Raw genomic sequence first — 26,041 nt, forward strand, 5'->3', positions numbered from 1 at the left:
TACTGCAGGGGGGACCCTGTGGGAGAGTAGGACGCCGCCGAACTCCTTTTACGGGAAAGCCCCGTGCCCTTGTGGCACGGGGCTTTTCTGCGTTCTGAGCGTCTAGGCTCGAACCATGCGCTACGAACTGGTCATCTTCGACAACGACGGTGTGCTCGTGGACAGCGAGCCGATCTCCAACACCATCCTGGCCGAGTACCTCACGGAGCTCGGTCACCCCACCTCGTACCAGGAGTGTCTTCGCGACTACATGGGGGCTGCCGTGCACCGGGTGCACGATCTCGTCGAGGAGAGGACCGGGGAGAAGCTGCCCGCGGACTTCGACGAGACGCTTCACTCGCGGGTCTTCGCTGCGTTCCAGCAGGAGCTGGAGCCGGTGGCGGGTGTCGACGATGTGCTGGGGAAGCTTGTCGCCGACGGGGTCGCCTACTGCGTCGCGTCCTCCAGCAACCATGAGCGGATCAGGGTCGGGCATCGCAAGACCGGGCTCGACCAGTGGTTCGAGGAGGAGTGGATCTTCAGCGCGGAGGATGTGGGACATGGAAAGCCGGCGCCCGATCTGTTCCTGCACGCCGCCGAGCGGATGGGCGTACCTCCTGAGCGGTGCGTCGTCATCGAGGACAGCCCGCTCGGAGTGGAGGCGGCCAGGGCCGCGGGGATGGACGTGTACGGGTTTACGTCGATGATGCCGGCGGACCGGCTCGCCGGGGTGACCGGGCACTTCTCCGACATGAGTCAACTGCGTGAATTGCTCGCCTGATCCATCTACCCATGGGTAGCGACTGGCCCTACGCTCGCGGCCATGACAGATGCTCGTTTGCGGCACGGCAGGGCCTCCCTCGCGTTGAGTTTCTTCGTGCAGGGAGTCACCTTTGCTCTGCTCGTGACGCGGATTCCCGCCATCCAGGACCGGTACGGGATATCCGACGGGCTGTTGCCGTTGTTCCTGGCCGCGGTGCCGATCCTGGCCGGGGTGGGCAGCGTGGTCACCGAGAAGGTGGTCGCGCGGGTGCGGCCCGGGGGCGTACTGAGGTGGGCGCAGCCCGTTGTGCTGCTTGCGCTCCTCGGTGTCGGGGCTGGGAACGCGTTGTGGGAGGCGGCACTGGCGCTAGGTGTGTTCGGGCTTGCCGTCGGGGCGCTCGATGCCTCCATGAACATGATGGGGGTCAGTCTTCAGCGGGCGTACGGGCGTTCCATCATGCTCGGGTTCCATGCCGCGTACAGCCTGGGCGGGATCGCCGGGGCGTCCATGGCGTGGGCCGGGGCGCACTGGGACCTCTCGCTGCTGGTCTCGTACCTGCCGGCGGTTGTTGCGCTGCTGCCCGTCGCGTTCATGGGGAGCCGGTGGTACGTCGACGGCGCGTCGGTGGAGAAGGGGTTGGGAGAGGCGCAGGGGAAGGGGGCCGCCACGGTCTCCTTCAAGTTGCTGATGCCGCTCTGTCTGGTGATGAGCTTCGCGTACATCGGGGACTCGACGGTGTCCAACTGGAGCGCCAAGTATCTGCAGGACGTGCTGGGGAGCTCGGAGCAGCTGTCGACCGTTCCGTACAACGTCTACATGGTGACGACGCTGCTGGGGCGGGCTGTCGGGGACTTCGGGGTGCGGCGGTTCGGGGCTGTGGCCGTGGTGCGGTTCGGGAGTGTGCTGGCTGCTGCCGGGTTCGGTGTGGTGGCGGTGGCTGGTGGGGCGTGGGTCGGGATGCTCGGGTTCACCCTGCTGGGGCTCGGGCTGTGTGTGATCGTGCCGCAGACGTTCGCCGCTGCCGGGCGGATGTTTCCCGGGGCGAGTGATACGGCCGTCGCGCGGCTGAATGTCTTCAACTACGTGGGATTCCTGGTGGGGTCGCCGCTGGTGGGGGCGCTCGGGGACGCCTGGAGCTATCGGGGGGCGATGCTCGCGCCGATGGTGTTGGTGCTTGCGACGCTCGTGTACGCCAAGTCGTTCGGTGCGGAGCCTGCCCGATACGGTGGCGGGCATGAGCGGCCGCACACAGTTGATGTGGGATGACGCAGTAACGGGATACGACTTCGGGGAAAGCCATCCGATGGACCCCGTCAGACTCGCCCTGACGATGGGGCTGGTGCGGGCGTTCGGGCTGGACGGTGCGGTGGATGTGGTGGCGGCCAAGCCCGCCGGGGAGTCCACACTGCGGCTCGTGCACCGCGAGGACTATGTGGCCGCCGTACGCGCCGCCTCGGCGGATCCGAAGCACGCCGACCAGAACTACGGTCTCGGGACGGTGGACGATCCCGCGTTCGCGGGGATGCATGAGGTGTCGGCGCTGATCGCCGGGCAGTCGGTGGCTGCGGCCGAGGCGGTGTGGCGCGGTGACACCGCGCATGCCGTGAACTTCGCGGGCGGGCTGCACCACGCCATGCCGGGCGGTGCGGCGGGGTTCTGCATCTACAACGATCCGGCGCTCGCCATCGCGCGGCTGCTGGAGCTGGGTGCCGAGCGGGTCGCGTACATCGATGTGGATGTGCACCACGGGGATGGGGTGCAGGCGGCCTTCTGGGAGGATCCGCGGGTCCTGACCGTGTCGCTGCACGAGCACCCGCGCACGCTCTTCCCGCAGACCGGCTGGCCGGAGGAGACCGGCTCCGGGGTGGGTGAGGGCAGTGCGGTGAATGTGGCACTGCCGGCCGGTACGGGAGACGCGGGGTGGCTGCGGGCGTTCCATGCGGTGGTGCCGGAGCTGCTGGCGGACTTCCGGCCGCAGGTGCTGGTGAGTCAGCACGGGGCCGATACGCATTTCGAGGATCCCCTCGCTCATTTCGCGGTGTCGCTGGACGCGCAGCGGGTGGTGATGGCGGCCTGTCACGATCTCGCCCATGAGTACGCGGAGGGCGGTCGCTGGGTGGCGCTCGGCGGGGGCGGATATGCGGTGGTCGATGTGGTGCCGCGGTCCTGGACGCATCTGGTGGGGATCGCCGCGCATACGCCGGTGGATCCGGAGTCGGTGATTCCGTCCTCGTGGCGGGACGAGGTCTATGCCCGGACGCGGCAGCTGGGGCCGGCCCGGATGACGGACGGGCGTACTCCTTCCTGGAAGTCGTGGGAGGAGGGGTACGACCCCGCGGACCGGCTGGATCAGGCGGTGCTGGCGACCAGGCGGGCGGCGTTCCCGTTGCGGGGGCTGCTGACCTGAGGCGGGCGGGGGCGGTCGCGGTGTGGCCGTTTCCGTGTGGTGGCGAGGAATGGTTACGCCAACTGTGGGGCGTAACCGGGCTTCTGGCCCCCCGTCCGGGTGATTCGGGGAGCATCGGTGGGGTGTTGAGCACCGGAGCGCTGCGTGCGCATCTGCTGGCGGCCCGGCTGGCCGGGCCCGTGGCCACATCGAGGGAAGTGAGTCTGCGGAGCTATCGGCTCTTCGCGGCCCGCGACCCGCGGGTGATGCTCGGCCTCGACCCCGAACGGGGCTGGAGAGAGCCCGATCTTCTTCGTCTCATGGCCGACAAGTGCGGGGTTTCGGACGATCCCGCTCATGTCTCGGGCCCTGATGTGATCGATCCGGAGCGGACCCTGGCAGGTCTGGATGCCTTTGCCGTGCGGCTGTCGTATGCCGCGGTCCGGCGGGCGCCGGTGCTGTTCGGAACCGGTCATCCGCACCGCCTGCTCGGCTTCTACGCAGAGCTGGCAGACGCCATGTCGGCGGCCGGGTGCCCCGTACTCACCCCCGCGCAGGGGAGATGTATCGACATAACGGCCCGGTTCGGCGTACGCACGTACAGCCTCGACTACGTACGAGGTGTCGCGATGGTGCGCGAACCCGGCGTGCGGGCTCCCGGTGGTGACACCGGCGCACACACCCATTCGCCGTTGCCGGTCCGGGTGGCTCTGGAGGCGGTCGCGGAAGGTTGTGGGCGGCTGCCGGAACTGGTCGTCGGGGACCACGGATGGGTCTGCGGGGCAGGTCAGCTGGGCATCGAGGCGATCGGGCTTGCGGATACGGACGATCCGGCGCTGTTCGTCGGGGAGGCCGAGGGGCGGGTGTCGGTCGCCGTTCCGCTCGACGATGCCGTGCGCTCCGCCTACTACCGGCCGCTCACTCGCTATGTACTCAATCGGGCGTGTCTGTCACAGTAGGCGGCCGATCGTCTCTCCTCTTCCCCACTCGCATCACACGCCCCTAACCTGGGGAGTGAGCGCACAACGACGAAGAGTCACCGGAGGGGAAGCCGGTGCGCGTCTCGTGCGGAAGGTACAGGTGGGTCATGGCTGCTGGCAGCGAGAGGCCTCTCAACGAGGTCAAGTTTCTGACTGTGGCGGAAGTCGCCTCGGTCATGAGGGTGTCGAAGATGACCGTGTACCGCTTGGTGCACAGCGGTCATCTGCCGGCGATCCGGGTGGGAAGGTCCTTCCGGGTTCCGGAGCAAGCGGTTCACGAGTATCTCCGCGAGTCCTTTGTGGGGGTGGAGTCCGCCTGAGGTTCACCTCGGATTACGCCCCTCACGCGGTGGCGGGTAGGCTAGGCCGACGTAGGTCGTGTGGGCCCAGACGCCCCGCACCAGTGAAGAAGAAGTGAGCGAGGGTAGTCGTGGGCTCTGTTATCAAGAAGCGGCGCAAGCGGATGGCCAAGAAGAAGCACCGCAAGCTGCTCAAGCGCACGCGCGTTCAGCGTCGCAACAAGAAGTAAGCGAACGCAGTTCGTGTATCCGCAGCCCTCCCGCCGACATGGCGGGAGGGCTGCGGTGCGTTGTGGGGCGGCACGTACGCGCATTCGGACCAAAGACTTGGTGGAAGGCCGTCGTGCGGTCATCACAGGGCAACATCCACCCGCTACGGTGACGGCCAGGGGAAACCTTTCGACGGAAGGCGCTGATCTTGGGGAAGGTCGTGCTGGTCACGGGAGCGGCCCGGCAACTGGGCGGCCGCTTCGTGCGGCGCATCCAGCGTGATCCGGAAGTGGACCGGGTGATCGCCGTGGACGCGGTCGCGCCCGGACACCAGTTGGGCGACGCCGACTTCGTCCGCGCGGACATCCGCCAGCCCGCGATCGCCAGAGTCCTCGCCGAGCACTCCGTCGACACGGTCGTCCATCTGGACGTCTCCGCCAAGACGGTCGGCACGGGTGGCCGGACGACGGTCAAGGAGACCAACGTCATCGGCACCATGCAGTTGCTCGGTGCCTGCCAGAAGGCGCCGAGCGTGCGGCGGCTGGTGATCAAGTCCAGTACGAATGTGTACGGCTCCGCGCCCCGCGATCCTGCGGTCTTCACCGAGACCACCCCGCCCAAGTCCCTGCCGAGCGGGGGCTTCGCCAAGGACGTGGTGGAGGTTGAGGGGTACGTACGGGGCTTCGCGCGCCGTCGGCCGGACGTCGCCGTGTGCGTGCTCAGGTTCGCGAACATCCTGGGGCCGAAGGCGGATTCGCCGCTCGCCGACTATCTGTCGCTGCCCGTACTGCCGACGGTGTTCGGGTACGACCCGAGGCTCCAGTTCGTGCACGAGGACGATGTCGTCGACGTACTGGGAATCGCCTCGCGAGAGCCGCGGCGCGGGACGCTGAACAGCGGCACCTTCAACATTGCCGGGGATGGTGTGCTGCTGCTCTCGCAGTGTTCGCGGCGGCTGGGGCGGCCGACGATGCCGCTGCTGCTGCCCGCCGTCACCTGGGTCGGCCAGGCGCTGCGTACGGTCGGCATGACGGACTTCTCGCCGGAGCAGATCCGGCTGCTCACCCACGGCCGGGTGGTCTCCACCGTCCAGATGCGCGAGACCCTGGGTTTCCACCCGCAGTTCAGTACCGCGGAGACGTTCGCGGAGTTTGCGCGCAGCCAGGGGCCAGGACTGCTGCCGCCGGAGGCGGTGGGCAGGGCGGTCGACCGACTGGCCGCCATGCCGTTCGCCGGGGCGGCCGGCGATGTTCCGGGGATCACCGGGGCGGGCGACACACACCCGACCCCCAGCGCGAGGTAGAGGAGCGCACCGACGATGGCGGATGCCAAGGTCATTCCGTTCGACGACGACCGTTCGCGGTCGGGCGGCTCGCCGCGCTCTGCGCGACGCCGGTCCGCAGGGGGCGGCAGCCGGGGCCAGGGGCCCTCCGTGGTCGGTGCTGCGGCCGTCAGTGCCCTTCCCGGGCAGCTGGACGCCTCGCTGCCGCAGGAGGAGCCCCAGCAGGCCGGGCAGCCCCTGGAGGGGGTCGAGCGCGGTGGCTGGGACCGGCGGATCGCCGGCGGGCTCGCGTTCCTGCGGCGGCGGGTCACCGGTGAGTACGACGTCGACGAGTTCGGGTACGACAAGGAGCTGACCGATCAGGTCCTGATGTCGATGCTGCGGCCGATGTACGAGAAGTACTTCCGGGTCGAGGTGAAGGGCATTGAGAACATCCCGTCCGACGGCGGGGCGCTCATCGTGTCCAACCACTCGGGGACGCTGCCGCTCGACGGGCTGATGCTCCAGGTCGCGGTGCACGACAACCATCCGGCGGGGCGGCATCTGCGGCTGCTCGCCGCTGATCTCGTCTTCATGCTGCCGGTGGTCAACGAGCTTGCCCGCAAGGCCGGGCACACGCTGGCCTGTGCGGAGGACGCGGAGCGGCTGCTGCGGCGGGGCGAGGTCGTCGGGGTGATGCCGGAAGGCTTCAAGGGCATCGGCAAGCCGTTCGGCGAGCGGTACAAGCTGCAGCGCTTCGGGCGGGGCGGCTTTGTCTCCACGGCGTTGCGGGCCGGGGTGCCGATCGTTCCGTGCTCGATCGTGGGGGCGGAGGAGATCTACCCGATGATCGGCAACTCGAAGACGCTGGCGCGGCTGCTGGGGTTTCCGTATTTCCCGATCACGCCGACGTTTCCCTGGCTGGGGCCTCTCGGGGCAGTGCCGTTGCCGACGAAGTGGACGATCCAGTTCGGGGAGCCGATCTCCACGAGTGGGTATCCGGTGGAGGCGGCGGAGGACCCGATGCTGATGTTCAATCTGACGGATCAGGTTCGGGAGCAGATTCAGCACACGCTGTACAAGTTGTTGGTGCAGCGGAGGTCGGTGTTCTTCTGAGGGGTGCACGCGAGGAGTACCGGGGGTGCCCGGTGGGCGTCACGTCCTCAGTCGCCGGACGGGCTTGGTGTTGCTGAATGCCCGTCCGGCGACTGAGGGTTGCGCTAGTCGTTCAGGTCCTCGCCGTTGATTCCCAGGCCAGGGAGCAGGCCGGGGAGGAGCGGGGGCAGGGTTACGTCCGGGGTGGGCGGGGGGCTGAACCGGCCGTCGGCGGACGGGGTGGTGCCCGGGCGCGGGGTGCCGAGGAGGCCGTCCGTGCCGCCGGCGATCAGGCCGTCGGACGGGGTGTTGCCGGAGTCGGACGGTTGGGGCGAGGCGCTGTCGCCCGTACGGCCCTGTGAGGCCTCCGGTGACGAGGGCGAGGACTGGTCCGTATGGGACGGTCCCGTGCCCTGCTCCGTTTCGTCCGACCGCTGGGAACCGCTGCTCCTGTCCGGGGTGCGGGGCAGCAGCGACTGCAGCGGTTCGACCTCTTCGTCTATGGCGTCGAAGACCGAGCTGACCTGGTCGCCGACATCGGTCAGCTGTACGGGCAGCCGGTCGCGCAGGCTGCTCCAGCTGTCGCGGTGCGAGCGGGAGAAGGACTCCAGGGTCTGGATCGGGCCGATGGCGCCGTCCCGCTGGTAGGCGGAGTGGAGCAGACGGTGGCCCTCGGTGGCGTCGTGCGTCATGCCGTTGAGCGTGCGCCTGACCTCGCCGAGCTGTTCGTGGTCCAGATCGCCGGAGCGGGCGCGCTCCATCAGCCGGCGGGCTTCGCTGAGCCGGGTCGATGCCTGGTCGAGGTAGACCTCGCCGCGGTCGGCATCGCCGCTGGCCATGCCGAGGTGGATGTCCTCCATGCCGCGCTTGAGCCCGTACAGGGAATCACCCGGCAGGGCGTCGGAACTGGCAGCGGCCACTCCGCCGAAGGCTCCCGCTGCCACGCCGACGGTGAGTCCGCCGGCCGCGAGGCCCTTCGTCCAGCGTGAGCGCGGACGCAATCTCCGGAGCGGGGAGGCCCGGTGGGCCCCCTTGGCCCGTTGCTCGGGCACCGTAGGGCCCGCGGACGCACCACCCTCGGCGAACATGGCCTCCATGGCGGCGACGAGCTGGGCTCGCTGCACCACTTTGACTTCGGGATCCAACTCCGGCCGCGGTAGCTCACCGAGGCCGTTCGCCAGGGCCAACAGCGTTCCGTGGTCGGCCGGTTCGGCCGGTTCCTCGGGCTGTACGGCCGCCGCACCGCGGAGCGACTGCTCCTCCAGGGCCTGGGCGAAGGCGTTCGCCCGCCGGTGTGTCGAAACCTTTGCGATCACTGGCGGCACCTCCTCTCGTCATGACGGTCGACTCCCCTGGGGGTCCGGATAGTTGCACACCTTGAGCGCTTCCACACGAAAGAGTGAGTGTCGGCGGACATGGGGTGACGACAGGGGGCCTGCAACCGGCACAACGAGGGGCGCGGCACTTGGGTTACGCACGAAGGATGATCGGACCAGTGCGTGACGAACATATTGCCGAGAGTGATTCGGCCTGGAGCGGGGTCAGCGGGCATCGTCCGGAAGGAGCCGGGCCAGGGTGCGGACGGCGCGGTACTGGAGGGTCTTGATCGCACCCTCGTTCTTGCCCATGACCCGGGCGGTCTCGGCGACCGAGAGGCCCTGCAGGAAACGCAGGGTCACGCATTCCTGCTGCTGGGGGTTGAGTCGGCGCACGGCCTGCAGCAGTGCGGCGTTGGAGAGAGACTCCAGGACGGAGTCCTCCGGGCTGCGCTCGACTTCGTTGGCATCGAGCATTTCGCCGGTGGTCACCTCCAGCCGGAAACGGCTGGACTTGAAGTGGTCGGCGACCAGGTTGCGGGCGATCGTGACCAGCCAGGCACCGAAGTCGCGGCCCTGCCAGGTGAAGGTGGAGATGCGGCGCAGGGCGCGCAGGAAGGTCTCACTCGTGAGGTCCTCCGCCGTCGCCTTGCCGCCCACGCGGTAGTAGATGTAGCGGTAGACGGTGTCGCTGTACTGGTCGTAGAGGCGGCCGAAGGCGTCAGCCTCGCCTGCCTGTGCGCGCTCGACGAGATCCATCATGCGCGCGCTGTCGCTGTCGGCGGTGGGCCGGCGAACGGTGGACGTAGTAGTTGCGCCGCGGTTGCTGCGTCTTCCGACCGCCGCACCGCGTTCGGCCAGGGCGTAGCAAGGGCCGACAGGTGCAGGGGTGGCAAATGCGGGTACGGCGTACGCGGTGGGGACGAAGCCGCGCAAGCGGTCGGCGACCGTTGCGCGCAGCGTAGCCAGGCCCGAGGCGTCAACCCCGACGTGTGGGTACACGGGACTCCCAGAGGCAGAGCTTCCATCACGTGCAGTACGAAACCGTCACTCGTCGTAGTGAGTGGTGGGTTCCGGAATGCGTCTGAGGAGAATAACGCTTCGTACAGGCAGCGCTACACCCAGTTGCTAAAATCACCGATTACGTCGTTTCTGTAGCAACTAATCGATGCATCAAGTAGCACATGGTGACCGGTTATTGATCGGATTACTTCGCGATCTGCCTACGGGCGCGACGGGTTGTGGTCGGGTGCGAGCAATCCGACTGGCGGGAGCGGCCGGTGGGTAAGGGTTCCCGATTGGCGGCAGGCGTCCGGGCGTGGCTCGGCGGCCCCCGGCGGGATCGGGCGGGGGCGCGAACGGGTGTGCGTCAGCGGCGGCGGCGGTGCAGGGCGACGGCGGCCGCGGTGCCGCCGGCGAGGGCGCCCACGCCGGCCGCGGCCGGGATGCCGACCTTGGCCGCCTTGCGGCCCGTCCGGTAGTCCCGCAGCCGCCAGTCGAGCGCGCGGGCGTGCTTGCGGAGTTTGGCGTCCGGGTTGATCGCGTACGGGTGTCCGACCAGGGACAGCATCGGGATGTCGTTGTGCGAATCGCTGTACGCCGCACAGCGGTCGAGGTCCAGACCCTCGGCCGCCGCCAGGGCGCGGACCGCCTCGGCCTTCGCGGGGCCATGCAGAGGCTCGCCGACCAGACGGCCGGTGTAGACGCCGTCGACGGATTCGGCGACCGTACCGAGTGCGCCGGTCAGGCCGAGGCGGCGGGCAATGATCGTGGCGGTCTCCACCGGGGCGGCGGTGACCAGCCAGACCCGCTGTCCGGCGTCGAGGTGGGCCTGGGCGAGTGCGCGGGTGCCGGGCCAGATGCGGTCGGCCATGTACTCGTCGTAGATCTCCTCGCCGATGGACATCAGCTCGGATACGCGGTGGCCCTTGACGATGGACAGGGCGCTGTCGCGGGCGTCCTGCATGTGTTCCGGGTCCTCGACGCCGGCCAGCCTGAACCAGGCCTGCTGCCAGGCGAACCTGGTCAGCTCGCGGCGCTGGAAGAACTTCCGCTTGTACAGGCCGCGGCCGAAGTGGAAGATCGCCGCGCCCTGCATCACGGTGTTGTCCAGGTCGAAGAAGGCGGCGGCCCGGTCGTCGCCGACGACCGGGAAGGGTGGTTCCTCGGGCGTGGTGAGGGCGGCGGTGTCCTGGTCGGTGGCGGAGGACTGATCGTCGGGGAGGGAGGACTTCCGCGCTGCCTCAGCTGCTGCCTCGCCTGCCAGCACGCTCCGTGCTGTCGCGGGGCGCCTACGGGGTGTGAGCCATCCAAGAGCGGCCATGCCGTGAGCATAGCCAGTCGGTTCGGCCCTTCCCGACCTGCTGGGATGCCGTGCCGTGAACTCTCGGGTGTTGATTTGTTGAACGGGCGATTCGGGGCGTTTCGGATCAAGGGCGGAAGTGGCCCCCTTCCGGCCGGAGGAGCGGTCCCTTTCCGGCGCAGAATGAAGGCATGAGTGCTCTGCTGCGACGTGTGAAGAAGAAGCCCGCGGACCGGGTGGTGACCCTGGTCGGGAAGCCCGGATGTCACCTCTGCGACGACGCGAGGGCGGTGGTGCGGGAGGTCTGTGCGGAGACCGGTGCGTCCTGGGAGGAGAAGGACATCACCCAGGACGAGGAGCTGCACCGGGAGTACTGGGAGCAGATTCCGGTTGTCCTGATTGATAACGAACAGCACACGTTCTGGCGAGTGGACCCGGCGAGGCTGCGCAACGCACTGCGTTCGTGAGGAAAACGCGGTTACCATCGTGGGCGTTTTGAGTGCTCTCGGGGGAGTGGTTGTGAGGAGTGTGTACTGCTTTGCCCCCTTCGGGCCTGCAACGGGCTGATGCGATCCTTGGTTCCGGGATCGCACGACGAATGTGCGTGACCCCGGTCACTTTGACCGGACAAAACGGACACCATCTTTGTGCACGCGTTCACAAAGACATAGCCTGCATTCGACGGGGCGGCCTTGGGACATACGGCCGCCTGCAGCCCCGCTCATCCCGCAGGAGCACCGTGGCAACTGGCCGAAATCACCGACCGGCGACCCGTAGCCGAGGAATTCCCGAGGCCACCGTCGCCCGACTTCCGCTGTACCTGCGTGCACTGACCGCGCTCTCCGAGCGCTCGGTCCCCACGGTCTCGTCCGAGGAGCTCGCCGCGGCGGCCGGGGTCAACTCTGCCAAGTTGCGCAAGGACTTCAGTTACCTCGGGTCCTACGGGACGCGTGGTGTCGGGTACGACGTCGAGTATCTCGTCTACCAGATCTCCCGCGAACTCGGGCTCACCCAGGACTGGCCGGTCGTGATCGTCGGTATCGGTAACCTCGGCGCCGCGCTCGCCAACTACGGCGGCTTCGCCTCCCGTGGATTCCGGGTCGCCGCACTGATCGACGCCGACCCCGCGATGGCCGGAACGCCCGTCGCCGGGATTCCCGTGCAGCACGCCGACGAACTGGAGAAGATCGTCGGCGACAACGGTGTGTCGATCGGGGTCATCTCGACCCCGGCCGGTGCCGCTCAGCAGGTCTGTGACCGGCTCGTCGCCGCGGGCGTCACCTCCATCCTGAACTTCGCGCCGACGGTGCTCTCCGTGCCCGACGGCGTCGACGTGCGCAAGGTCGACCTGTCCATCGAGCTTCAGATCCTCGCCTTCCACGAGCAGCGCAAGGCCGGCGAGGACGGAGCCGAGAGCAGCCCGGACCCGGCCGCACCGCCCGTGCGCGCCGCCACCGGCGGCCGGAAGGGACCTGACGGGGATATGCCCGCCGTGATGCCGGCATGAGTCTTCTTGTCGTAGGGCTGAGCCACCGCAGCGCCCCCGTCTCCGTACTGGAGCGGGCCTCGCTGGCTGCCGAGACGCAGGCCAAGCTCCTCCAGGACACCCTCGCCGCGGAGCCCGCGGCCGAGGCCGCCGTGCTGGCCACCTGCAACCGCATCGAGCTGTACGCCGACGTGGACAAGTTCCACGCGGGCGTCGCCGAGCTGTCCACGCTCCTCGCCCAGCACAGCGGCGTCGGGCTGGACGAGCTCACTCCGTATCTCTATGTGCACTACGAGGACCGGGCCGTCCACCACCTCTTCTCGGTGGCCTGCGGGCTGGACTCGATGGTCGTCGGCGAGGGCCAGATCCTCGGCCAGATCAAGGACGCGCTGGCGCTGGGGCAGGAGCTCCACACCGCCGGCCGGCTGCTGAACGACCTGTTCCAGCAGGCCCTGCGGGTCGGCAAGCGCGCCCACAGCGAGACCGGGATCGACCGGGCCGGGCAGTCGCTCGTCACCTTCGGTCTCGAACAGCTCGCCGCCGGTGCGGATGTCGCCGGCTGGGCCAGGGGCAAGCGTGCCCTGGTGATCGGCGCCGGCTCGATGTCCTCGCTGGCCGCCGCCACCCTGGCCCGTACCGGTGTCGCCGAGATCGTCGTCGCCAACCGGACCCGGGCCCGCGCCGACCGGCTCGTCGAGATCCTGGGCCAGCCCGGTGGTACGGGAGTGGCCGCCCACGCCGTGGAGATGGCCGCGGTCTCCGACGAACTGACACGTGCCGATGTCGTCGTCTCGTGCACCGGTGCGACGGGTCTCGTGCTGACCGCCGAGGCCGTCGCCGGAGCGCTCGGCGTGGCCTTCGACCCCGCGTACGAGGCGCCCGCCGCGTCCGTTCCCGCGCCGCCCGCCGACCCCGACCGGCATGCCGCCTGGGTGGAGAACGGCACCGCCGGTACGGTGCGCCAGGCCGTCCGCCGGGCCACCGTGCCCGCCCAGGGCGCCGGCCCCGTCCGCCTCGCCCTGCTCGACCTCGCCATGCCGCGCGACATCGACGGAGGCACCGCCCGCCTCGACGGTGTGCGCCTCGTCGACATCGAGTCGCTCGCCGAGGCGTCCGCGGACGCCCCGATGGCCGCCGATGTGGATCAGGTGCGCACCATCGTCGCCGACGAGGTCGCCGCCTTCGGTGCCGCCCAGCGCGCCGCCCACATCACCCCGACCGTCGTCGCCCTGCGCACGATGGCCGCCGGAGTGGTCGCGGGCGAGATCGCGCGGCTCGACGGACGCCTCCCCGACCTGGACGAGAAGCAGCGCGCCGAGATCACGCAGACCGTGCGCCGCGTCGTCGACAAGCTCCTGCACGCGCCCACCGTGCGGGTCAAGCAGCTCGCCAGCGAGCCCGGCGGCGCCGGGTACGCCGATGCGCTGCGGGAACTCTTCGACCTCGACCCGCAGACGGTCGCCGCCGTCTCCCGGGCAGACCTGAACGACCCGAATAGAGGGCGGTCATGACCGACAACTCACCCCTGGGCGCGGGGGCCACCAAGCCGCTGAGGCTGGGGACCCGGCGCAGCAAGCTCGCCATGGCGCAGTCCGGCCTCGTCGCCGACGCGGTCAGCGAGGTGACCGGGCGCGCCGTCGAGCTCGTCGAGATCACCACGTACGGCGACACCTCCCGGGAGCACCTCGCGCAGATCGGCGGCACCGGTGTGTTCGTCGCGGCGCTGCGCGACGCGCTGCTGCGCGGCGAGGTGGACTTCGCCGTCCACTCGCTCAAGGACCTGCCGACCGCCCAGCCCGAGGGCCTCGTGCTGGCCGCCGTGCCGGTGCGCGAGGACCCGCGCGACGTACTGGTGGCGCGGGACGGGCTGACCTTCGAGCAGCTGCCGTCCGGTGCCCGCGTAGGCACCGGCTCGCCGCGCCGCATGGCGCAGCTCAACGCGTACGCCCGTAACCACGGCCTCGACATCGAGACCGTGCCGATCCGGGGGAACGTCGATACGCGTATCGGATTTGTACGAAGCGGGGAGCTGGACGCGGTGGTACTCGCCGCGGCCGGGCTCAGCCGCCTCGGCCGGATCGGTGAGGTGACCGACTTCCTGTCGGTCGACACCGTCCTGCCCGCTCCCGGCCAGGGAGCACTGGCGATCGAATGCGCTGCGACCAGCGCAGACCTCGCCGCCGCGCTCGCCGAGCTCGACGACCCGTACACCCGGGCCGCCGTGACCGCCGAGCGTGCCCTGCTCGCCGCCCTGGAGGCCGGTTGCTCCGCACCTGTGGGTGCGCTGGCCGACCTCCTGGTCGACGGACAGGCTGTCAATGAACTGCGCCTGCGCGGTGTCGTCGGTTCCACCGACGGTTCCTCGCTGGTACAGATGTCCACCACCGGTCCCGTTCCCACGTCGCACGACGACGCGGCGGCCCTCGGTCGCGAACTCGCGTCCGAGATGCTCGCCAAGGGTGCGGCCGGTCTTATGGGGGAGCGAGCACTTTGAGCCCCACCGGCCCCGCCGCATCCGACTTTCCGGCCCTGTCCGCACAAGGGCACGTCACCTTCCTCGGCGCCGGTCCCGGCGACCCGGGACTGCTGACTCTGCGCGCTGTCGAGGCGCTCGCGAGCGCGGACGTCCTTGTCGCCGAGCCGGACGTTCTCGGCGTCGTTCGCTGCCATGCGCGGGCAGGCGTAAGCACGCCTGAGCTGACGGTTGTTGACGCGCAGTCAACAGCCGCCGGTGTTCCCGTTCTCAGGGATGCGGTCAATCTTGTCATGGAGGCAGCGAAGGGCGGCAGGCGGGTCGTCCGTGCCGTCTCGGGCGACCCGGGACTGGACGGGAACGCCGGCGCCGAGATGCTCGCCTGCGCCACCGCCGGTATCCCCTTCGAGGTCGTACCGGGTGTCGCCAACGTCGTGGGCGTGCCCGCGTACGCCGGTGTGCCGCTGCGTGACGCGCAGGGCGCCGACGTCCGGTTCGTCGACGCCCGCACCGCCTCGGAACGCTGCTGGACCGAGGTCGGCGCGAGCGATGCCACGGCCGTCGTCTCGACGACCCTCGACTCGGTGGCCTCGGCCGCCGGCGAGCTGGTCTCGGCGGGCCGCAAGCCCGACACCCCGCTGACCGTGACGGTGGCCGGTACGACCACCCGCCAGCGCACCTGGACGGCGACCCTCGGGACGATCGCCCAGGTCCTGAAGCAGGCGAAGGTCCTCCCGTCACCGGACGGGCATCAGCCCGTCATAGCCGTGGTCGGTGAGCGCAGCTCCGCCGCCCAGCGCGACCAGCTCGCGTGGTTCGAGTCCAAGCCGTTGTTCGGCTGGAAGGTGCTCGTCCCGCGTACCAAGGAGCAGGCGGCGTCGCTCTCCGACCAGCTTCGTTCGTACGGTGCCGTGCCGCACGAGGTCCCGACGATCGCCGTCGAGCCGCCTCGTACGCCCCAGCAGATGGAGCGCGCGGTCAAGGGCCTGGTCACGGGCCGCTACGAGTGGATCGCCTTCACCAGCGTGAACGCCGTGAAGGCCGTCCGGGAGAAGTTCGAGGAGTACGGGCTCGACGCCCGTGCCTTTGCCGGGATCAAGGTCGCGGCCGTCGGCGAGCAGACCGCCGCCGCGCTCGTCGACTTCGGTGTGAAGCCGGACCTGGTGCCGTCCGGTGAGCAGTCCGCCGCCGGTCTGCTGGAGGACTGGCCGCCGTACGACCCGGTCTTCGACCCGATCGACCGCGTCTTCCTGCCGCGCGCCGACATCGCCACCGAGACGCTGGTGGCCGGGCTCATCGAGCTGGGCTGGGAGGTCGACGACGTCACCGCGTACCGCACGGTCCGCGCCTCGCCGCCGCCGTCCGACACGCGTGAGGCCATCAAGGGCGGCGGTTTCGACGCGGTGCTCTTCACCTCGTCGTCGACCGTACGGAACCTCGTCGGCATCGCGGGCAAGCCGCACAACGTGACGGTCATCGCGTGTATCGGCCCGGCGACGGCCAAGACCGCCGAGGAGCACGGCCTGCGCGTCGACGTCCTGTCGCCGGAGCCTTCGGTGCACAAGCTGGCCGAGGCCCTCGCCGAGTTCGGTGCGCAGCGCCGGGAGGCGGCGAAGGTGGCCGGTGACCCGGTGACGCGGCCGAGCGAGCGGCGTCCGGGGGCGCGGCGGCGTCGTACGACGACCTGATCGGCCCGGTTGACGGTGTCAGGGGTCTGGCTGCTTCGGCGGCCGGGCCCCTGCCCGTTTTTCCGGCACGGGTGTCGGTAAGACGGTGATGTGTGCGGGTCTAGTCTCGAAGCATGACTGTGTACGGAAACTTCCCCGGCTCCCGCCCCCGGCGGCTGCGGACGACCCCCGTGATGCGACGCATGGTCGCCGAGACACGGCTCGACCCGGCGAATCTGATCCTGCCCGCGTTCGTGCGCGAGGGCATCGACGCGCCCGTCGCCATCTCGGCCATGCCCGGCGTCCAGCAGCACACCCTGGACACCCTGCGGAAGGCAGCCGTCGAGGCGGTGTCGGCCGGGGTCTCCGGGATCATGCTCTTCGGCGTCTGCGCGGACGAGAAGAAGGACGGCCGGGGCACGGCGGGCACGGACCCGGACGGCATCCTCCAGGTCGGTCTGCGCGCGGTGCGCGAGGAGGTCGGTGACGATCTCGTCGTCATGTCGGACGTGTGCCTGGACGAGTACACCGACCACGGCCACTGCGGCGTGCTGACCGCCGACGGCCGCGTCGACAACGACGCGACGCTGGAGCGGTACGCCGAGATGGCCCAGGTCCAGGCCGACGCGGGCGCCCATGTGGTCGGCCCCAGCGGCATGATGGACGGCCAGGTCGGCGTCATCCGGGACGCGCTCGATCAGGCGGGCCACGAGGACGTCTCGATCCTCGCCTACACGGCGAAGTACTCGTCGGCGTTCTACGGGCCGTTCCGCGAGGCCATCGGCTCCTCGCTCAAGGGCGACCGCAAGACGTACCAGCAGGACCCGGCGAACGCCCGCGAGTCCCTGCGCGAGCTGGCGCTCGACCTCGAAGAGGGCGCCGACATGGTCATGGTCAAGCCGGCCGGACCGTACCTCGACGTCCTCGCGAAGGTCGCCGACTCGGTGGACGTGCCGGTCGCCGCGTACCAGATCAGCGGCGAGTACGCGATGATCGAGGCCGCCGCCGAGAAGGGCTGGATCGACCGGGACGCGGCGATCATGGAGAGCCTGACCGGCATCCGCCGGGCCGGTGCGCAGATGATCCTGACGTACTGGGCGACGGAGGTCGCGCAGCGGCTTGGGCGGCGCTGAGCCCGGTCTCGTCGAAGTGGCCCGGCCCGTGGACTTCACTACGGGGCCGGGCCTTCGTGTGTGTGGGGGGTCCTGGGCGCGGGACGAAACGGTACCGGTTTTCGTCTTCGGCGTGTCCCTCCGGCGGACTGAGGCGGCCCAACCTCTTGACGGACATCCGATGTATTTATAGCTTTCGGCGCGGTAGTCCCCTGTAATGCGGGAAAGTTGCGCACAGACATGGGATGCCTGGCTTCGTGGTACGTCAATTAGGCCTGACCGTCGATGAGGAGTGCCCGTGCGCACTGTCCCAGGTTCGTGTCCCAGCCGCCGAAACCCGGCCTCGGCGCTGACTGCCGTCGTGGCCACCGCCGCGCTGGGCGCCGGGCTGGCCGTACTGCCGGTCGTCCCCGCCTCCGCCCAGAGCAAAGGCGACGCAGCGGTCGTCTTCCACGTTTCGCCCACCGGCAGCGACCGGGCCAAGGGCTCGGCGGCGAAGCCGTTCCGGACGCTGGAACGGGCCCAGAGGGCTGTGCGTACATCGCTGCGCAAGGGCGTGCGGGAGAGGAGACCGGTCGACGTCGTGGTGCACGGTGGTACGTACCGGCTGCGGTCCGCTCTGAAGTTCACCACGGCCGACTCCGGTACCGCCGGGGCTCCGGTCCGGTACGTCGCGGCGCCCGGCGATCGCGTCGTCATCAGTGGCGGCCGTTCGCTCGCGCCCCGCTGGAGGTCCTTCTCCGGTTCGATCAAGGTCGCGGACATCGGGGCCGGCCTCGACTTCGACGAGCTCTTCGTCGACGGGCAGCGGCAGACGCTCGCCCGCTACCCCGACTACGACCCGAGCACGGCGATCCTCGGCGGGTACGCGGCGGACGCCATCTCCCCCGAGCGCGTGGCTCGTTGGAAGAACCCGACGACGGCACTCGTACGCGGTCTGCACGACGGGATGTGGGGCGGGAACTCCTTCAAGGTCACCGGTGTGAAGGCGGACGGCACACCTGAGCTGGCCTGGGTCGGCGACAACAACCGGGGCAGCGGCCTGCACGCCACGTACCGCATGGTCGAGAACGTCTTCGAGGAGCTCGACGCACCCGGCGAATGGTTCTACGACAAACCCGCCGGGAAGCTGTACTTCTATCCCCCGGCGGGCATCGACCCCGCCCGCGCCCGGGTCGAGACGGCCGAGCAGAACGAACTGATCCGGGTGGCGGGCAACGGGCCGGGCGACGCCGTTCGCCATCTGACCTTCTCCGGCTTCACCTTCACCCAGACCCACCGCACGCTCTTCAACACGCCGTACGAGAAGCTCCAGCTCGGCGACTGGGCTCTCGCGCGAGCGGCAGCGGTCCATCTGAAGAACACCGAGAACGTCTCCGTACGCGACTCACACTTCGACCAGCTCGGCGGCAACGCGCTCCTGATCGACGGGTACAACAGCCACGACATCGTCTCGGGCAATGAGTTCAGCCACTCGGGGGCCTCCGACGTCGCGGTCATCGGCAACCCGGACGCGGTCCGAGAGCCCTCCACCTGGGACAGCATGCGCCGGACCATCAGCGACACCCGGCCCGGCCCGAAGACCGAGAACTACCCCCGCGACATCAGCATCCGCGACAACTACCTGCACGACAACGGACAGTTCGAGAAGCAGACCTCCGGCGTGCAGATTTCGATGAGCCGTCGCGTCACCGTCGACGGCAACACCCTTCACGACGGTCCCCGCGCCTGCATCGACATCAACGACGGCACCTGGGGCGGCCACCTCATCGAGAACAACGACATCTTCAACTGCGTCAAGGAGACGTCCGACCACGGCCCCTTCAACTCCTGGGGCCGGGACCGCTTCTGGCCGCTGGCCGCCGACGACGCGACGAAGAAGTCGTACGCGAAGCTGGACGCGATGGAGACCACCATCATCCGCCACAACCGGATCCGGCACTCCTCGCACTGGGACATCGACCTCGACGACGGCAGCTCGAACTACCTCATCGAGGACAACCTGCTGCTCAACGGCGGGGTCAAGCTCCGCGAGGGCTTCCACCGGACCGTACGCAACAACGTCTTCGTCAACGGCGGCGCGCACTTCCACGTCTGGTTCGCGGACAGCGGCGATGCCGTAGAGAAGAACATTTTCATCACTGACACCCCCTACAGCCTGATCCAGGTCGACATGGCCAGGAGCAGGCCCGTCATCAACGACAACCTGTTCTGGAACAACGGCAAGGCCGTCCAGGGCGTCAACGACGCCTGGCGGGCGAACGGGCTGGACACCCGCTCGGTGATCGCCGACCCGAAGTTCACCGGCTCCTCTCCCTTCGTCGACCCGGCAAAGCTCGACTACACCGTCCAGTCCGACTCGCCCGCCCTGGCCCTCGGCTTCCACAACATCACGATGGACCGCTTCGGCAGGGCCGGTGCCCCCACCCCGCCGCCGCTCACCTGGCCCACGGAGACCCCCGACACCGACACCCTCGACGCCCTTCCGGAGCCGCTGCTGGGCGTGCCGGTGACGCGGATCTACTCCGACGCGATCAAGTCCGCCACGGGGCTGACCGACACCGACGGTCTGCATCTGGCCTCCGTGCCGAGCACCTCGGAGGCGTACCGGCAGGGGCTGCGCGCCAATGACGTCATCCGGGAGATCGACGGCCGGCCGGTCACCGACCGCAACAGTTTCTGGCTCGTGTACAACCAGGCCGCGCCCGGCGCCGATGTCCCGCTGAAGGTCTGGCGCAATCAGTCGTCCGCCGACGTGACCCTGCGCAAGCCCGTCGGCGGCGAGCAGATCAACAACACCTCCGGTGTCGTCTACAGCGGCACCGGCTGGGACTGGAAGAACAAGGGCCGGGGCGGTGCGGGCGGTTGGGCCGACGATGTGCACGCCACCCAGGCCGTGGGGGACTCCTTCGAGCTCGCCTTCAACGGGACCTCGATCGATCTCATCACCCAGGTCAACACCGATGAGGGTGAGATCGAGCTCTTCATCGACGGCCAGTCCGTCGGCACGATCGACAACTACAACGCCACGCGCGTGCATCAGAAGACCGTCTTCAGCAGGACCGGGCTGGCCCCGGGGGCGCACATCCTCAGGGGGGTCATGAAGACGGGCGACTACATGATCGTGGACAGTTTCACGATCGGGTAGCGGACGCCGGCCCTACGCATCGGGCTTTTGGCCCCACGCCGTCAGGATGCGGGCCGCCGCCCGGCCGAGGACGGGGTCCTGGGTGAGGGCGCGCAGTACGGCGGTACGGGCATCGCGCGGGCCCGCCTCCGCGACGGCGGCCAGGGATTCGGGATTCGAGCCTCGGACCCGTTGGTTCACTCGTGCGGGGTACGGGTCGGGGGTGCGGCCGGGCGTTGAGCTTCGGGATTCGGGTGTCGGGATTCGAGCTTCGGGATTCGAGCTTCGGGATTCGGGGTCCGGTATTCGAGCGACTTCTGTAACCGGTGGGTAGAGAAGGGGGGTTGGGAAAACCTCCCCTCCTCCCTGACCCGTCACGGCCAGCAAGTATGACTAATCGTGACCGACTTGCAGCGTGGCGTTGTGACTGCTTACGGTGCCGACAACGAAACGACCCCGACGCGGTGTTAGCGCACCGGGCCGGGGTCTCACCCCAAGATCGAAGAAAGCGATCCTGTGGCTACCCAGAACTTTAGCTCTGCCCTGTGCGCGCCCGCATCCTCGGCTTCGTACCCGATGGCCAAGCCCGGATACGGCAAGCGGTCCGCGCCGGACCAACATCCCCGTAGCGCCGACGACTTCGCGCTGCTGCCCGAGCGGGAGTGGTATGTCGCCGGGTTCGTCGACCACCTGCCCGACGGCGCGGCGATGAATGTGAAGGCCTTGGCCAAGCAGCTGCCGCTCTACGGGCAGCAAGCCGTCAGCAGTGCCCTGACCGCCCTGTCGGTGGCCGGTCACCTGCGTCGTGTGCGTCGCCTGGTGGGCGAGGGCGACCAGGTTCGGTGGGTCTTCCGCACGTTCTGGTCCCGCACCGCGCGCGACAGCGAATGGTGGGCCGACTACCTGGCCGCCGAGGACAACCGGGCCGGGGCCGAGGCTGAGCCCGCACCGTCGACGACCACATCCCCGCCGCCCTGGGCCCCCACGGAGTCCTCGGTTCCGACACCTGGGGCCGCTGCCGACGAGTCGCTTCCGGCCCCCGTGCCGGTCGTAGCGCCCCGGCCCGATGCGGGGCCCGCGCCCGCCGAACCTGCCGCACTCCCACAGCCGGACTCGGGATGTCCCTCGCCCGCGTACCTGGCCTTGGCGCAACTCGGGCGCCTGGACCACAGGTTGGCCCTCTCCGCTGCCGACTGCGAGGCACTGGAGGGACGCGCCACCGAGTGGCTTGCACGCGGCGTGAGTACGGACTACCTCACCCAGGCCCTCACCGCAGGGCTTCCCGGCCGGGTCGACTCGCCCGTCGGTTTCCTGCGCCGTCGGCTCAACGACAAGATCCCACCTGCCTTGCCCGCCTCCCCGGAAGCCCCCGTCGTACCCGCCCGCCGCGCCATGGTCGAGTGCACCCAGTGCGGCACCCCCGGCCGCCCCGACGCGCTTCCCGACGGGCTCTGCCGCCCCTGCCGCCAGGCCGCCCACGGCTCAGCCGTCACCCCGGATGCCGTCACCGAGCCCGCCATCGAGCGTGACGTCCGCGCCTGCGTGAGCGAACTCCGCGACCTGCTCAGGATTCCCTGACACCGTTGTGCGATCGAGCAGGTCGGGCCTGCGGTTCTGCTGGGCGTCGGCAACACGCGTCCGTCAATACCCGTCTCATGAGTGAATGGGCAGTGGTTCTTCGGGTGAACAGGCCATGTCCCGGCCCGATCCAGCGGGTTGGGCTTCCATGATTGCGACGCCCCGGCCTTCCGGTACGGGGCGTCACGTACTCATGAGAGCAGGTGTTCACCATGGCGCGTCGCTATTTGCCCCGCGTTGTCCTGGGTATCACGGTCGCCGTTGTCGGAACGCTCGCGGTCGGGGTCCCCACGGCATCCGCCGACACCGACTCGAACACAGACCTGGTCAACAAGATGAGCGGTGGGCGTCTGGCCCTCTATGGTGACGGCACCGGCGAGGGCAGTGCGGCCATCACCCTGCGCAACCCGGCATGGAAGTACAACACGGAGGCGTGGGACGCGGACTCCACCTGGGCCGTGGATGCGGCCGGTTCCTGGACCACCGTGTACCGGAACAGGGCGGCGAACAAGTGCCTTCAACCCTCTTCGGCCTCCGCCGAGCGCGGCACCACCATCGTCGTGCGCACCTGCAACGGCTCCGACCTCCAGAAGTGGATCCTCAAGGGCGAGAAGGTGGACGGCAAGTACACCGGGTGGTGGATGTGGCGTCCCAAGGTCAACAAGAACGTCGCCATCGCCCTGAACACGTACAACGACGGTAGTTGGGACACCCTGCACCTCGACACCGCGTACCCGAGCTCCGACCGCCTGTGGCGCATCGCCCCCAACGACGCGGCCTGGAACCTGGGCTGATCGTCGGCGGTTCCGGAGTACCGAGCCCCTGTCTGTCCTGATGTCGGGACGGGCGGGGGCCCTTTTCGGCCGCGGACAGGGCGGAACCTTGGTCACGGCCAGTCGACCAGGGCCATGAACGTCACCCACGCGAAGAACACGACGCCGGGCGCGAGCACAGCGAGGGCGAGAGCGGCCGGTGGCCTGTGCCTGCTGAGCGCCCAGCTCGTGACGAGGGCGATCAGCGCCAGCATCAGGCCGAGGGTGAGCACCGTCCACGCGGGATCGAAGCTGGTGTCGAACCGGTCGGAGTCGGCCTCCGAGCAGGAGTCGCAGGCCATCGGTGAGAGCCCGCCGAAGACCAGGGCGAAGAAGGCGAGCGAGAGCGTCACGATCGTGGAGATCAGCGAGGCGATCCAGGTGCGCGGCGGGCGAGGGTCGGCGAGGGTGTCAGTCATGCTCGCCAGCCAACCGGGGTCCCCCGCCGGGCACATGAGTGCGCATACTCACCCGCCGGGCCGTGGCGCGGTCCGATCCCGACGGAGAGAACCCGGCAGGTGCGTTCAGTCCCACCAGAACGACCAGGTCTCCTGGTTCAGCAGCATCTTCTCGGCGTAGACGTCCAGGTCGTACGGCGGGTTCTGGTCGATGTTGTCCGGGCAGAACGCGAAGTGCTCGGCGGCCAGCGCCCGTGCCTCCGCCAGGGTGGTGGGCGGTCGTCCCACGGATACGGTCAGGGTGTCGAAGCCGATCACTACGACCCGTATGCCGAAGCGGTCCTCCCAGGAGCGGAGGACTGCGCAGAGCCGGGCCACGTCGTCCTCGTAGTTGACCGGGCCCGACCAGCCGATCGCCGCCGGGATGTCCGCACTGCGCCGGGCCGGGACGAGCGCCGCCCGCGCACCGGGGAACCAGTCGCCCGGGCCGGTGCCCTCGTCCGCGATCTCGGCCGCCAGGTCGTCCGGGTCGCCGGGCCCGTCGGCGGCCGGGGAGGGCGCCAGCCCCGGCCACTTGGCGGCGGCGGCGTCGAGCTCGTCGGGTGCGCAGTCCGCCCAGTACTCGCCGAGCACCTCCTCGGCGTCGTGATCGCCGGGGTACGACGCATCGTCCGGGATGAGATCCCAGGTCTCGGGCCACTGGTCGCGTCTCCCGCCGTCGATCAGTACGGGAAGCAGCCCGACCGTCCGCCCTGCCTCACGCAGCCGGGCCCATGTCCCGGCGGACGCGGGCTCGTCGGCGTACCAGAGCAGCGGCTCGTGCCACGGCCCGTCGATCGTCGCGTCGACCAGGGTGCCGGGCGGGAGTTGGAGCCCGGAGGTGGCCAGTGAAGGGAGCGGATTCGGGAGCGTCGCCATGACCGCGACTCTAGACGCGGCCACTGACAGCGGTGGGGCGCGGCCGGTGGCGCGGGCCTTGGACTACGGGTGTGCGCGAACGACGACGAACGCGGTGCGAGCTGTGGTGCCGTCGGGCAGCGGTGCGTCCGCGACGACGTGGCCGAGTGCTTGTTCCTCGGACTCCTGACCGGGCTGGAGAACACGGTTGATGTGGAGGGTCAGTCGGCGTCCGTCGGCCGTCTCCATGAGGATGTCGGTACCGCTCGGGTCGTCGGTCACGGTCGTGGAGGCGATCGCCGTCGTGGCGCCGGTCTCCGCGAACCAACCGGTGACGGAGGGGTCGGGGGTGTCGCTCGTGCCCTGCATCTGCGGCTCGGCCTCGCCGACGATCAGCGCGAACAGCTGGGTGACGAGGACCGGGTCACGCGTGCCGTCGTAGACCCACCGCTGCCCCAGCACCCCGTGCTCGGTGGTGCCGATGAGCGCTTCGTCGGCTCCCGGGACCGGTGCGTCGCGATAGCTGAACGGCACGTGATACGTGACCGGTTGGTTTCCCGACGTGTCGGTGGCCGCCATGAACTCGATGCCGACCTCGCCCTCCGGGTCGTCCAGCCGGAATCCGCCGGTCCTGGCCAGCTCGGGCTGCTGCCCCGCCTTGCCGCGGTACCAGGGCTGTGCGGGCAGCCAGGTGGCGAGGAGTTCCAGCTTGGTGGGCGTCAGGGTGGTGTGGTGGATGACAGCCATGGCGGTGGTATTCCTCCCGTGGGCTCAGACGAGTCGCCGGTCGGCGGCGAAGCCGGCGAAGGCCGTCCAGGTGGTGGGCGCGACGGTGAGGGTGGGGCCGTCGGGGTTCTTGGAGTCGCGGATGTGGATGGCGGTGGGGTGTGCGGCGATCTCGACGCATTCGCCGCCGTCGCTACCGCTGTAGCTCGACTTGCGCCAGGTGTATGCGACTTCGAGGCAGGCGCCGCCCTGCTCGCTGCTGTAGCTCGACTTGAACCACTCACGTGCGGTGCTCATTGCTCTCCTAGCAGCCGGTCCAACAGTTCCCTCGTCGCTTCGGTGTTGAGGGCCTGCGTTCGCAGCATCGCATATTTGCGTTCCAGGATGCTTACTTCGTCCGGAGTGGAGATGAGCTGGCTGCCGCGCTGCGTCTCCGTATAGGCGAGACGCTGGTGGTCGGGTGTCTCCAGGAGAATGAAGGGGCCAGAGAGCCCGGCATGTGTTCGGCGGCCGAGCGGCATTACCTGGATAGTGATCCCGGGGATCTCCGTACAGGAACGCACGTGCTGCAACATCTCGGAATGCACGTCGTTCCCGCCGAGTCGGTCGATCAGGATTGCCTCGGAGAAGATGAAGCTTGCGGTCGGTGGCGGCTTTCGAAGCAGGATCTCTTGCCGTTCGAGCCTTGCCGCGATTCGTTGCTCGATGTCCTCTTCGCCCAAAGTCGGGACGTCAGTGCGAAAGACCGCTCGCGCGTAGTTCTTCGTCTGGAGCAGGCCGGGCAGTACCTGGTTCTCGTACCAGGACAGAGCGAGGGCCGCATGCTCCAGGTCCATGTACTGCTCCGCCCACGCCGGGATCAAGTCGATCTCCGGCATGTTCTCCACCGCTGTCTCCAGCGCTTTCTTCGTCTCCAGTAACTGGTCCAACTGGCCGGCCAGTTCCGGCAGCAGCGCGCGTCGGCCCTGCTCGATCGAGGCGATCGTCTCCACCTGGTGGCCCACCCGGTCCGCGAGCTGGGCCTGGGTCAGGCCGGCCGCGACGCGGAACACGCCGACCAGTTTGCCCACGAGTTTCATTGCCGACGCGTTCTTGTGCTGCCGCTTCCTGGGGTGCATACGGATCGAACTCCCACCTACGTGCGTACGTCACGCGCGCACGACCCGTACAAGAA

26 protein-coding genes are annotated in these 26,041 nt (G+C 69.2%); 17 read left to right on the top strand and 9 right to left on the bottom strand.

Translation table 11 applies throughout. The features are described 5' to 3' along the window. Positions 1 to 115 precede the first annotated feature (115 nt). From ACZ7IB_RS10555 to ACZ7IB_RS10590, 8 genes are all read left to right on the top strand, one after another. Complete coding sequence (locus ACZ7IB_RS10555; protein WP_093898517.1) at positions 116 to 760, top strand: HAD family hydrolase; 645 nt, start codon at positions 116 to 118, stop codon at positions 758 to 760. A 42-nt stretch (positions 761 to 802) separates the two neighbouring features. Continuing rightward, a complete protein-coding gene (locus tag ACZ7IB_RS10560) occupies positions 803 to 2,008 on the top strand; it encodes an MFS transporter (RefSeq protein WP_470911193.1) in 1,206 nt (401 codons plus the stop codon). Then, positions 1,977 to 3,149 (top strand): acetoin utilization protein AcuC, encoded by a 1,173-nt coding sequence (locus ACZ7IB_RS10565; RefSeq protein WP_470911195.1) that lies wholly within the window; start codon positions 1,977 to 1,979, stop codon positions 3,147 to 3,149. The genes ACZ7IB_RS10560 and ACZ7IB_RS10565 overlap by 32 nt, the downstream gene beginning before the upstream one ends. Positions 3,150 to 3,271: 122 nt before the next feature. Continuing rightward, positions 3,272 to 4,087 carry a phosphatase gene (locus ACZ7IB_RS10570; RefSeq protein WP_470911197.1) on the top strand — a complete coding sequence of 272 codons (816 nt, stop codon included), beginning with the start codon at positions 3,272 to 3,274 and terminating at the stop codon, positions 4,085 to 4,087. Positions 4,088 to 4,215: 128 nt separating this feature from the next. Continuing rightward, positions 4,216 to 4,428, top strand: a complete 213-nt coding sequence (locus ACZ7IB_RS10575; RefSeq protein WP_014046653.1) for a helix-turn-helix domain-containing protein — start codon at positions 4,216 to 4,218, stop codon at positions 4,426 to 4,428. 110 nt (positions 4,429 to 4,538) lie between these two features. Then, positions 4,539 to 4,637 carry a 30S ribosomal protein bS22 gene (locus ACZ7IB_RS10580; RefSeq protein WP_003948845.1) on the top strand — a complete coding sequence of 33 codons (99 nt, stop codon included), beginning with the start codon at positions 4,539 to 4,541 and terminating at the stop codon, positions 4,635 to 4,637. A 188-nt stretch (positions 4,638 to 4,825) separates the two neighbouring features. Next, on the top strand, positions 4,826 to 5,920 hold the full coding sequence (locus tag ACZ7IB_RS10585; protein ID WP_470911200.1) for an NAD-dependent epimerase/dehydratase family protein: 1,095 nt from the start codon (positions 4,826 to 4,828) through the stop codon (positions 5,918 to 5,920). Between the two features lie 15 nt (positions 5,921 to 5,935). Next, the gene (locus ACZ7IB_RS10590) at positions 5,936 to 6,994 is read left to right on the top strand and encodes a lysophospholipid acyltransferase family protein (protein ID WP_470911202.1); all 1,059 of its coding nucleotides are present in this window, start codon (positions 5,936 to 5,938) and stop codon (positions 6,992 to 6,994) included. 104 nt (positions 6,995 to 7,098) lie between these two features. Here ACZ7IB_RS10590 and ACZ7IB_RS10595 read toward each other — a convergent pair whose 3' ends face one another. The 3 genes from ACZ7IB_RS10595 to ACZ7IB_RS10605 all read right to left on the bottom strand — a co-directional run bounded on the left by ACZ7IB_RS10595 (position 7,099) and on the right by ACZ7IB_RS10605 (position 10,612). Beyond that, on the bottom strand, positions 7,099 to 8,289 hold the full coding sequence (locus ACZ7IB_RS10595) for a DUF5667 domain-containing protein (RefSeq protein WP_470911204.1): 1,191 nt from the start codon (positions 8,287 to 8,289) through the stop codon (positions 7,099 to 7,101). Between the two features lie 225 nt (positions 8,290 to 8,514). After that, a complete protein-coding gene (locus ACZ7IB_RS10600) occupies positions 8,515 to 9,291 on the bottom strand; it encodes an ECF subfamily RNA polymerase sigma factor, BldN family (RefSeq protein ID WP_030928170.1) in 777 nt (258 codons plus the stop codon). A gap of 367 nt (positions 9,292 to 9,658) precedes the next feature. Then, on the bottom strand, positions 9,659 to 10,612 hold the full coding sequence (locus tag ACZ7IB_RS10605) for an HAD family hydrolase (RefSeq protein WP_470911206.1): 954 nt from the start codon (positions 10,610 to 10,612) through the stop codon (positions 9,659 to 9,661). 170 nt (positions 10,613 to 10,782) lie between these two features. Between ACZ7IB_RS10605 and ACZ7IB_RS10610 the strand changes: the two genes are divergently transcribed. From ACZ7IB_RS10610 to ACZ7IB_RS10640, 7 genes are all read left to right on the top strand, one after another. Next, the gene (locus tag ACZ7IB_RS10610; RefSeq protein ID WP_470911208.1) at positions 10,783 to 11,058 is read left to right on the top strand and encodes a glutaredoxin family protein; all 276 of its coding nucleotides are present in this window, start codon (positions 10,783 to 10,785) and stop codon (positions 11,056 to 11,058) included. A gap of 272 nt (positions 11,059 to 11,330) precedes the next feature. Then, a complete protein-coding gene (locus tag ACZ7IB_RS10615; RefSeq protein WP_470911209.1) occupies positions 11,331 to 12,098 on the top strand; it encodes a redox-sensing transcriptional repressor Rex in 768 nt (255 codons plus the stop codon). Then, the gene (locus ACZ7IB_RS10620) at positions 12,095 to 13,588 is read left to right on the top strand and encodes a glutamyl-tRNA reductase (protein ID WP_470911211.1); all 1,494 of its coding nucleotides are present in this window, start codon (positions 12,095 to 12,097) and stop codon (positions 13,586 to 13,588) included. Before ACZ7IB_RS10615 ends, ACZ7IB_RS10620 begins: the two co-directional genes overlap by 4 nt. After that, the gene (gene hemC / locus ACZ7IB_RS10625; protein ID WP_470911213.1) at positions 13,585 to 14,571 is read left to right on the top strand and encodes a hydroxymethylbilane synthase; all 987 of its coding nucleotides are present in this window, start codon (positions 13,585 to 13,587) and stop codon (positions 14,569 to 14,571) included. Before ACZ7IB_RS10620 ends, hemC begins: the two co-directional genes overlap by 4 nt. Continuing rightward, positions 14,568 to 16,238, top strand: coding sequence for a bifunctional uroporphyrinogen-III C-methyltransferase/uroporphyrinogen-III synthase (locus tag ACZ7IB_RS10630; RefSeq protein WP_470911215.1), 1,671 nt, complete (start codon positions 14,568 to 14,570; stop codon positions 16,236 to 16,238). The genes hemC and ACZ7IB_RS10630 overlap by 4 nt, the downstream gene beginning before the upstream one ends. Positions 16,239 to 16,351: 113 nt before the next feature. Further along, positions 16,352 to 17,350 carry a porphobilinogen synthase gene (hemB, locus tag ACZ7IB_RS10635; protein ID WP_470911218.1) on the top strand — a complete coding sequence of 333 codons (999 nt, stop codon included), beginning with the start codon at positions 16,352 to 16,354 and terminating at the stop codon, positions 17,348 to 17,350. Positions 17,351 to 17,627: 277 nt separating this feature from the next. Next, positions 17,628 to 20,477, top strand: coding sequence for a right-handed parallel beta-helix repeat-containing protein (locus ACZ7IB_RS10640; protein WP_470911221.1), 2,850 nt, complete (start codon positions 17,628 to 17,630; stop codon positions 20,475 to 20,477). A 12-nt stretch (positions 20,478 to 20,489) separates the two neighbouring features. Here ACZ7IB_RS10640 and ACZ7IB_RS10645 read toward each other — a convergent pair whose 3' ends face one another. Then, complete coding sequence (locus tag ACZ7IB_RS10645) at positions 20,490 to 20,657, bottom strand: hypothetical protein (RefSeq protein ID WP_470911223.1); 168 nt, start codon at positions 20,655 to 20,657, stop codon at positions 20,490 to 20,492. A gap of 315 nt (positions 20,658 to 20,972) precedes the next feature. Here ACZ7IB_RS10645 and ACZ7IB_RS10650 point away from each other — a divergent pair, with 315 nt between their 5' ends. Together ACZ7IB_RS10650 and ACZ7IB_RS10655 are read left to right on the top strand one after the other, a co-directional pair. Further along, a complete protein-coding gene (locus tag ACZ7IB_RS10650) occupies positions 20,973 to 22,034 on the top strand; it encodes a MarR family transcriptional regulator (protein ID WP_470911226.1) in 1,062 nt (353 codons plus the stop codon). A gap of 212 nt (positions 22,035 to 22,246) precedes the next feature. Continuing rightward, on the top strand, positions 22,247 to 22,828 hold the full coding sequence (locus ACZ7IB_RS10655; protein WP_470911229.1) for an RICIN domain-containing protein: 582 nt from the start codon (positions 22,247 to 22,249) through the stop codon (positions 22,826 to 22,828). Positions 22,829 to 22,920: 92 nt separating this feature from the next. Here ACZ7IB_RS10655 and ACZ7IB_RS10660 read toward each other — a convergent pair whose 3' ends face one another. From ACZ7IB_RS10660 to ACZ7IB_RS10680, 5 genes are all read right to left on the bottom strand, one after another. After that, positions 22,921 to 23,265: a hypothetical protein gene (locus ACZ7IB_RS10660; protein WP_470911232.1), complete on the bottom strand. Its 345-nt coding sequence runs from the start codon at positions 23,263 to 23,265 to the stop codon at positions 22,921 to 22,923. Between the two features lie 105 nt (positions 23,266 to 23,370). After that, a complete protein-coding gene (locus tag ACZ7IB_RS10665) occupies positions 23,371 to 24,162 on the bottom strand; it encodes a DUF4253 domain-containing protein (RefSeq protein ID WP_470911235.1) in 792 nt (263 codons plus the stop codon). A 63-nt stretch (positions 24,163 to 24,225) separates the two neighbouring features. Continuing rightward, complete coding sequence (locus ACZ7IB_RS10670; protein ID WP_470911238.1) at positions 24,226 to 24,888, bottom strand: maltokinase N-terminal cap-like domain-containing protein; 663 nt, start codon at positions 24,886 to 24,888, stop codon at positions 24,226 to 24,228. 24 nt (positions 24,889 to 24,912) lie between these two features. Continuing rightward, entirely contained in the window at positions 24,913 to 25,164 is a 252-nt protein-coding gene (locus ACZ7IB_RS10675; protein ID WP_470911240.1) for a DUF397 domain-containing protein, read from the bottom strand. After that, positions 25,161 to 25,985, bottom strand: a complete 825-nt coding sequence (locus tag ACZ7IB_RS10680; RefSeq protein ID WP_470911244.1) for a helix-turn-helix domain-containing protein — start codon at positions 25,983 to 25,985, stop codon at positions 25,161 to 25,163. The genes ACZ7IB_RS10675 and ACZ7IB_RS10680 overlap by 4 nt, the downstream gene beginning before the upstream one ends. Positions 25,986 to 26,041: the final 56 nt, after the last annotated feature.

The organism is Streptomyces sp. NPDC037301 (assembly GCF_055602785.1).

What these genes read in the sequence shown, in the direction of transcription:
- ACZ7IB_RS10555 (WP_093898517.1), top strand. Translation starts at nt 116, where the DNA reads ATGCGCTACGAACTGGTCATCTTCGACAACGACGGTGTGCTCGTGGAC.
- ACZ7IB_RS10560 (WP_470911193.1), top strand. Translation starts at nt 803, where the DNA reads ATGACAGATGCTCGTTTGCGGCACGGCAGGGCCTCCCTCGCGTTGAGT.
- ACZ7IB_RS10565 (WP_470911195.1), top strand. Translation starts at nt 1,977, where the DNA reads ATGAGCGGCCGCACACAGTTGATGTGGGATGACGCAGTAACGGGATAC.
- ACZ7IB_RS10575 (WP_014046653.1), top strand. Translation starts at nt 4,216, where the DNA reads ATGGCTGCTGGCAGCGAGAGGCCTCTCAACGAGGTCAAGTTTCTGACT.
- ACZ7IB_RS10590 (WP_470911202.1), top strand. Translation starts at nt 5,936, where the DNA reads ATGGCGGATGCCAAGGTCATTCCGTTCGACGACGACCGTTCGCGGTCG.
- ACZ7IB_RS10605 (WP_470911206.1), bottom strand. Translation starts at nt 10,612, where the DNA reads ATGGCCGCTCTTGGATGGCTCACACCCCGTAGGCGCCCCGCGACAGCA.
- ACZ7IB_RS10610 (WP_470911208.1), top strand. Translation starts at nt 10,783, where the DNA reads ATGAGTGCTCTGCTGCGACGTGTGAAGAAGAAGCCCGCGGACCGGGTG.
- ACZ7IB_RS10620 (WP_470911211.1), top strand. Translation starts at nt 12,095, where the DNA reads ATGAGTCTTCTTGTCGTAGGGCTGAGCCACCGCAGCGCCCCCGTCTCC.
- hemC (WP_470911213.1), top strand. Translation starts at nt 13,585, where the DNA reads ATGACCGACAACTCACCCCTGGGCGCGGGGGCCACCAAGCCGCTGAGG.
- hemB (WP_470911218.1), top strand. Translation starts at nt 16,352, where the DNA reads ATGACTGTGTACGGAAACTTCCCCGGCTCCCGCCCCCGGCGGCTGCGG.
- ACZ7IB_RS10655 (WP_470911229.1), top strand. Translation starts at nt 22,247, where the DNA reads ATGGCGCGTCGCTATTTGCCCCGCGTTGTCCTGGGTATCACGGTCGCC.
- ACZ7IB_RS10660 (WP_470911232.1), bottom strand. Translation starts at nt 23,265, where the DNA reads ATGACTGACACCCTCGCCGACCCTCGCCCGCCGCGCACCTGGATCGCC.
- ACZ7IB_RS10665 (WP_470911235.1), bottom strand. Translation starts at nt 24,162, where the DNA reads ATGGCGACGCTCCCGAATCCGCTCCCTTCACTGGCCACCTCCGGGCTC.
- ACZ7IB_RS10670 (WP_470911238.1), bottom strand. Translation starts at nt 24,888, where the DNA reads ATGGCTGTCATCCACCACACCACCCTGACGCCCACCAAGCTGGAACTC.
- ACZ7IB_RS10675 (WP_470911240.1), bottom strand. Translation starts at nt 25,164, where the DNA reads ATGAGCACCGCACGTGAGTGGTTCAAGTCGAGCTACAGCAGCGAGCAG.
- ACZ7IB_RS10680 (WP_470911244.1), bottom strand. Translation starts at nt 25,985, where the DNA reads ATGCACCCCAGGAAGCGGCAGCACAAGAACGCGTCGGCAATGAAACTC.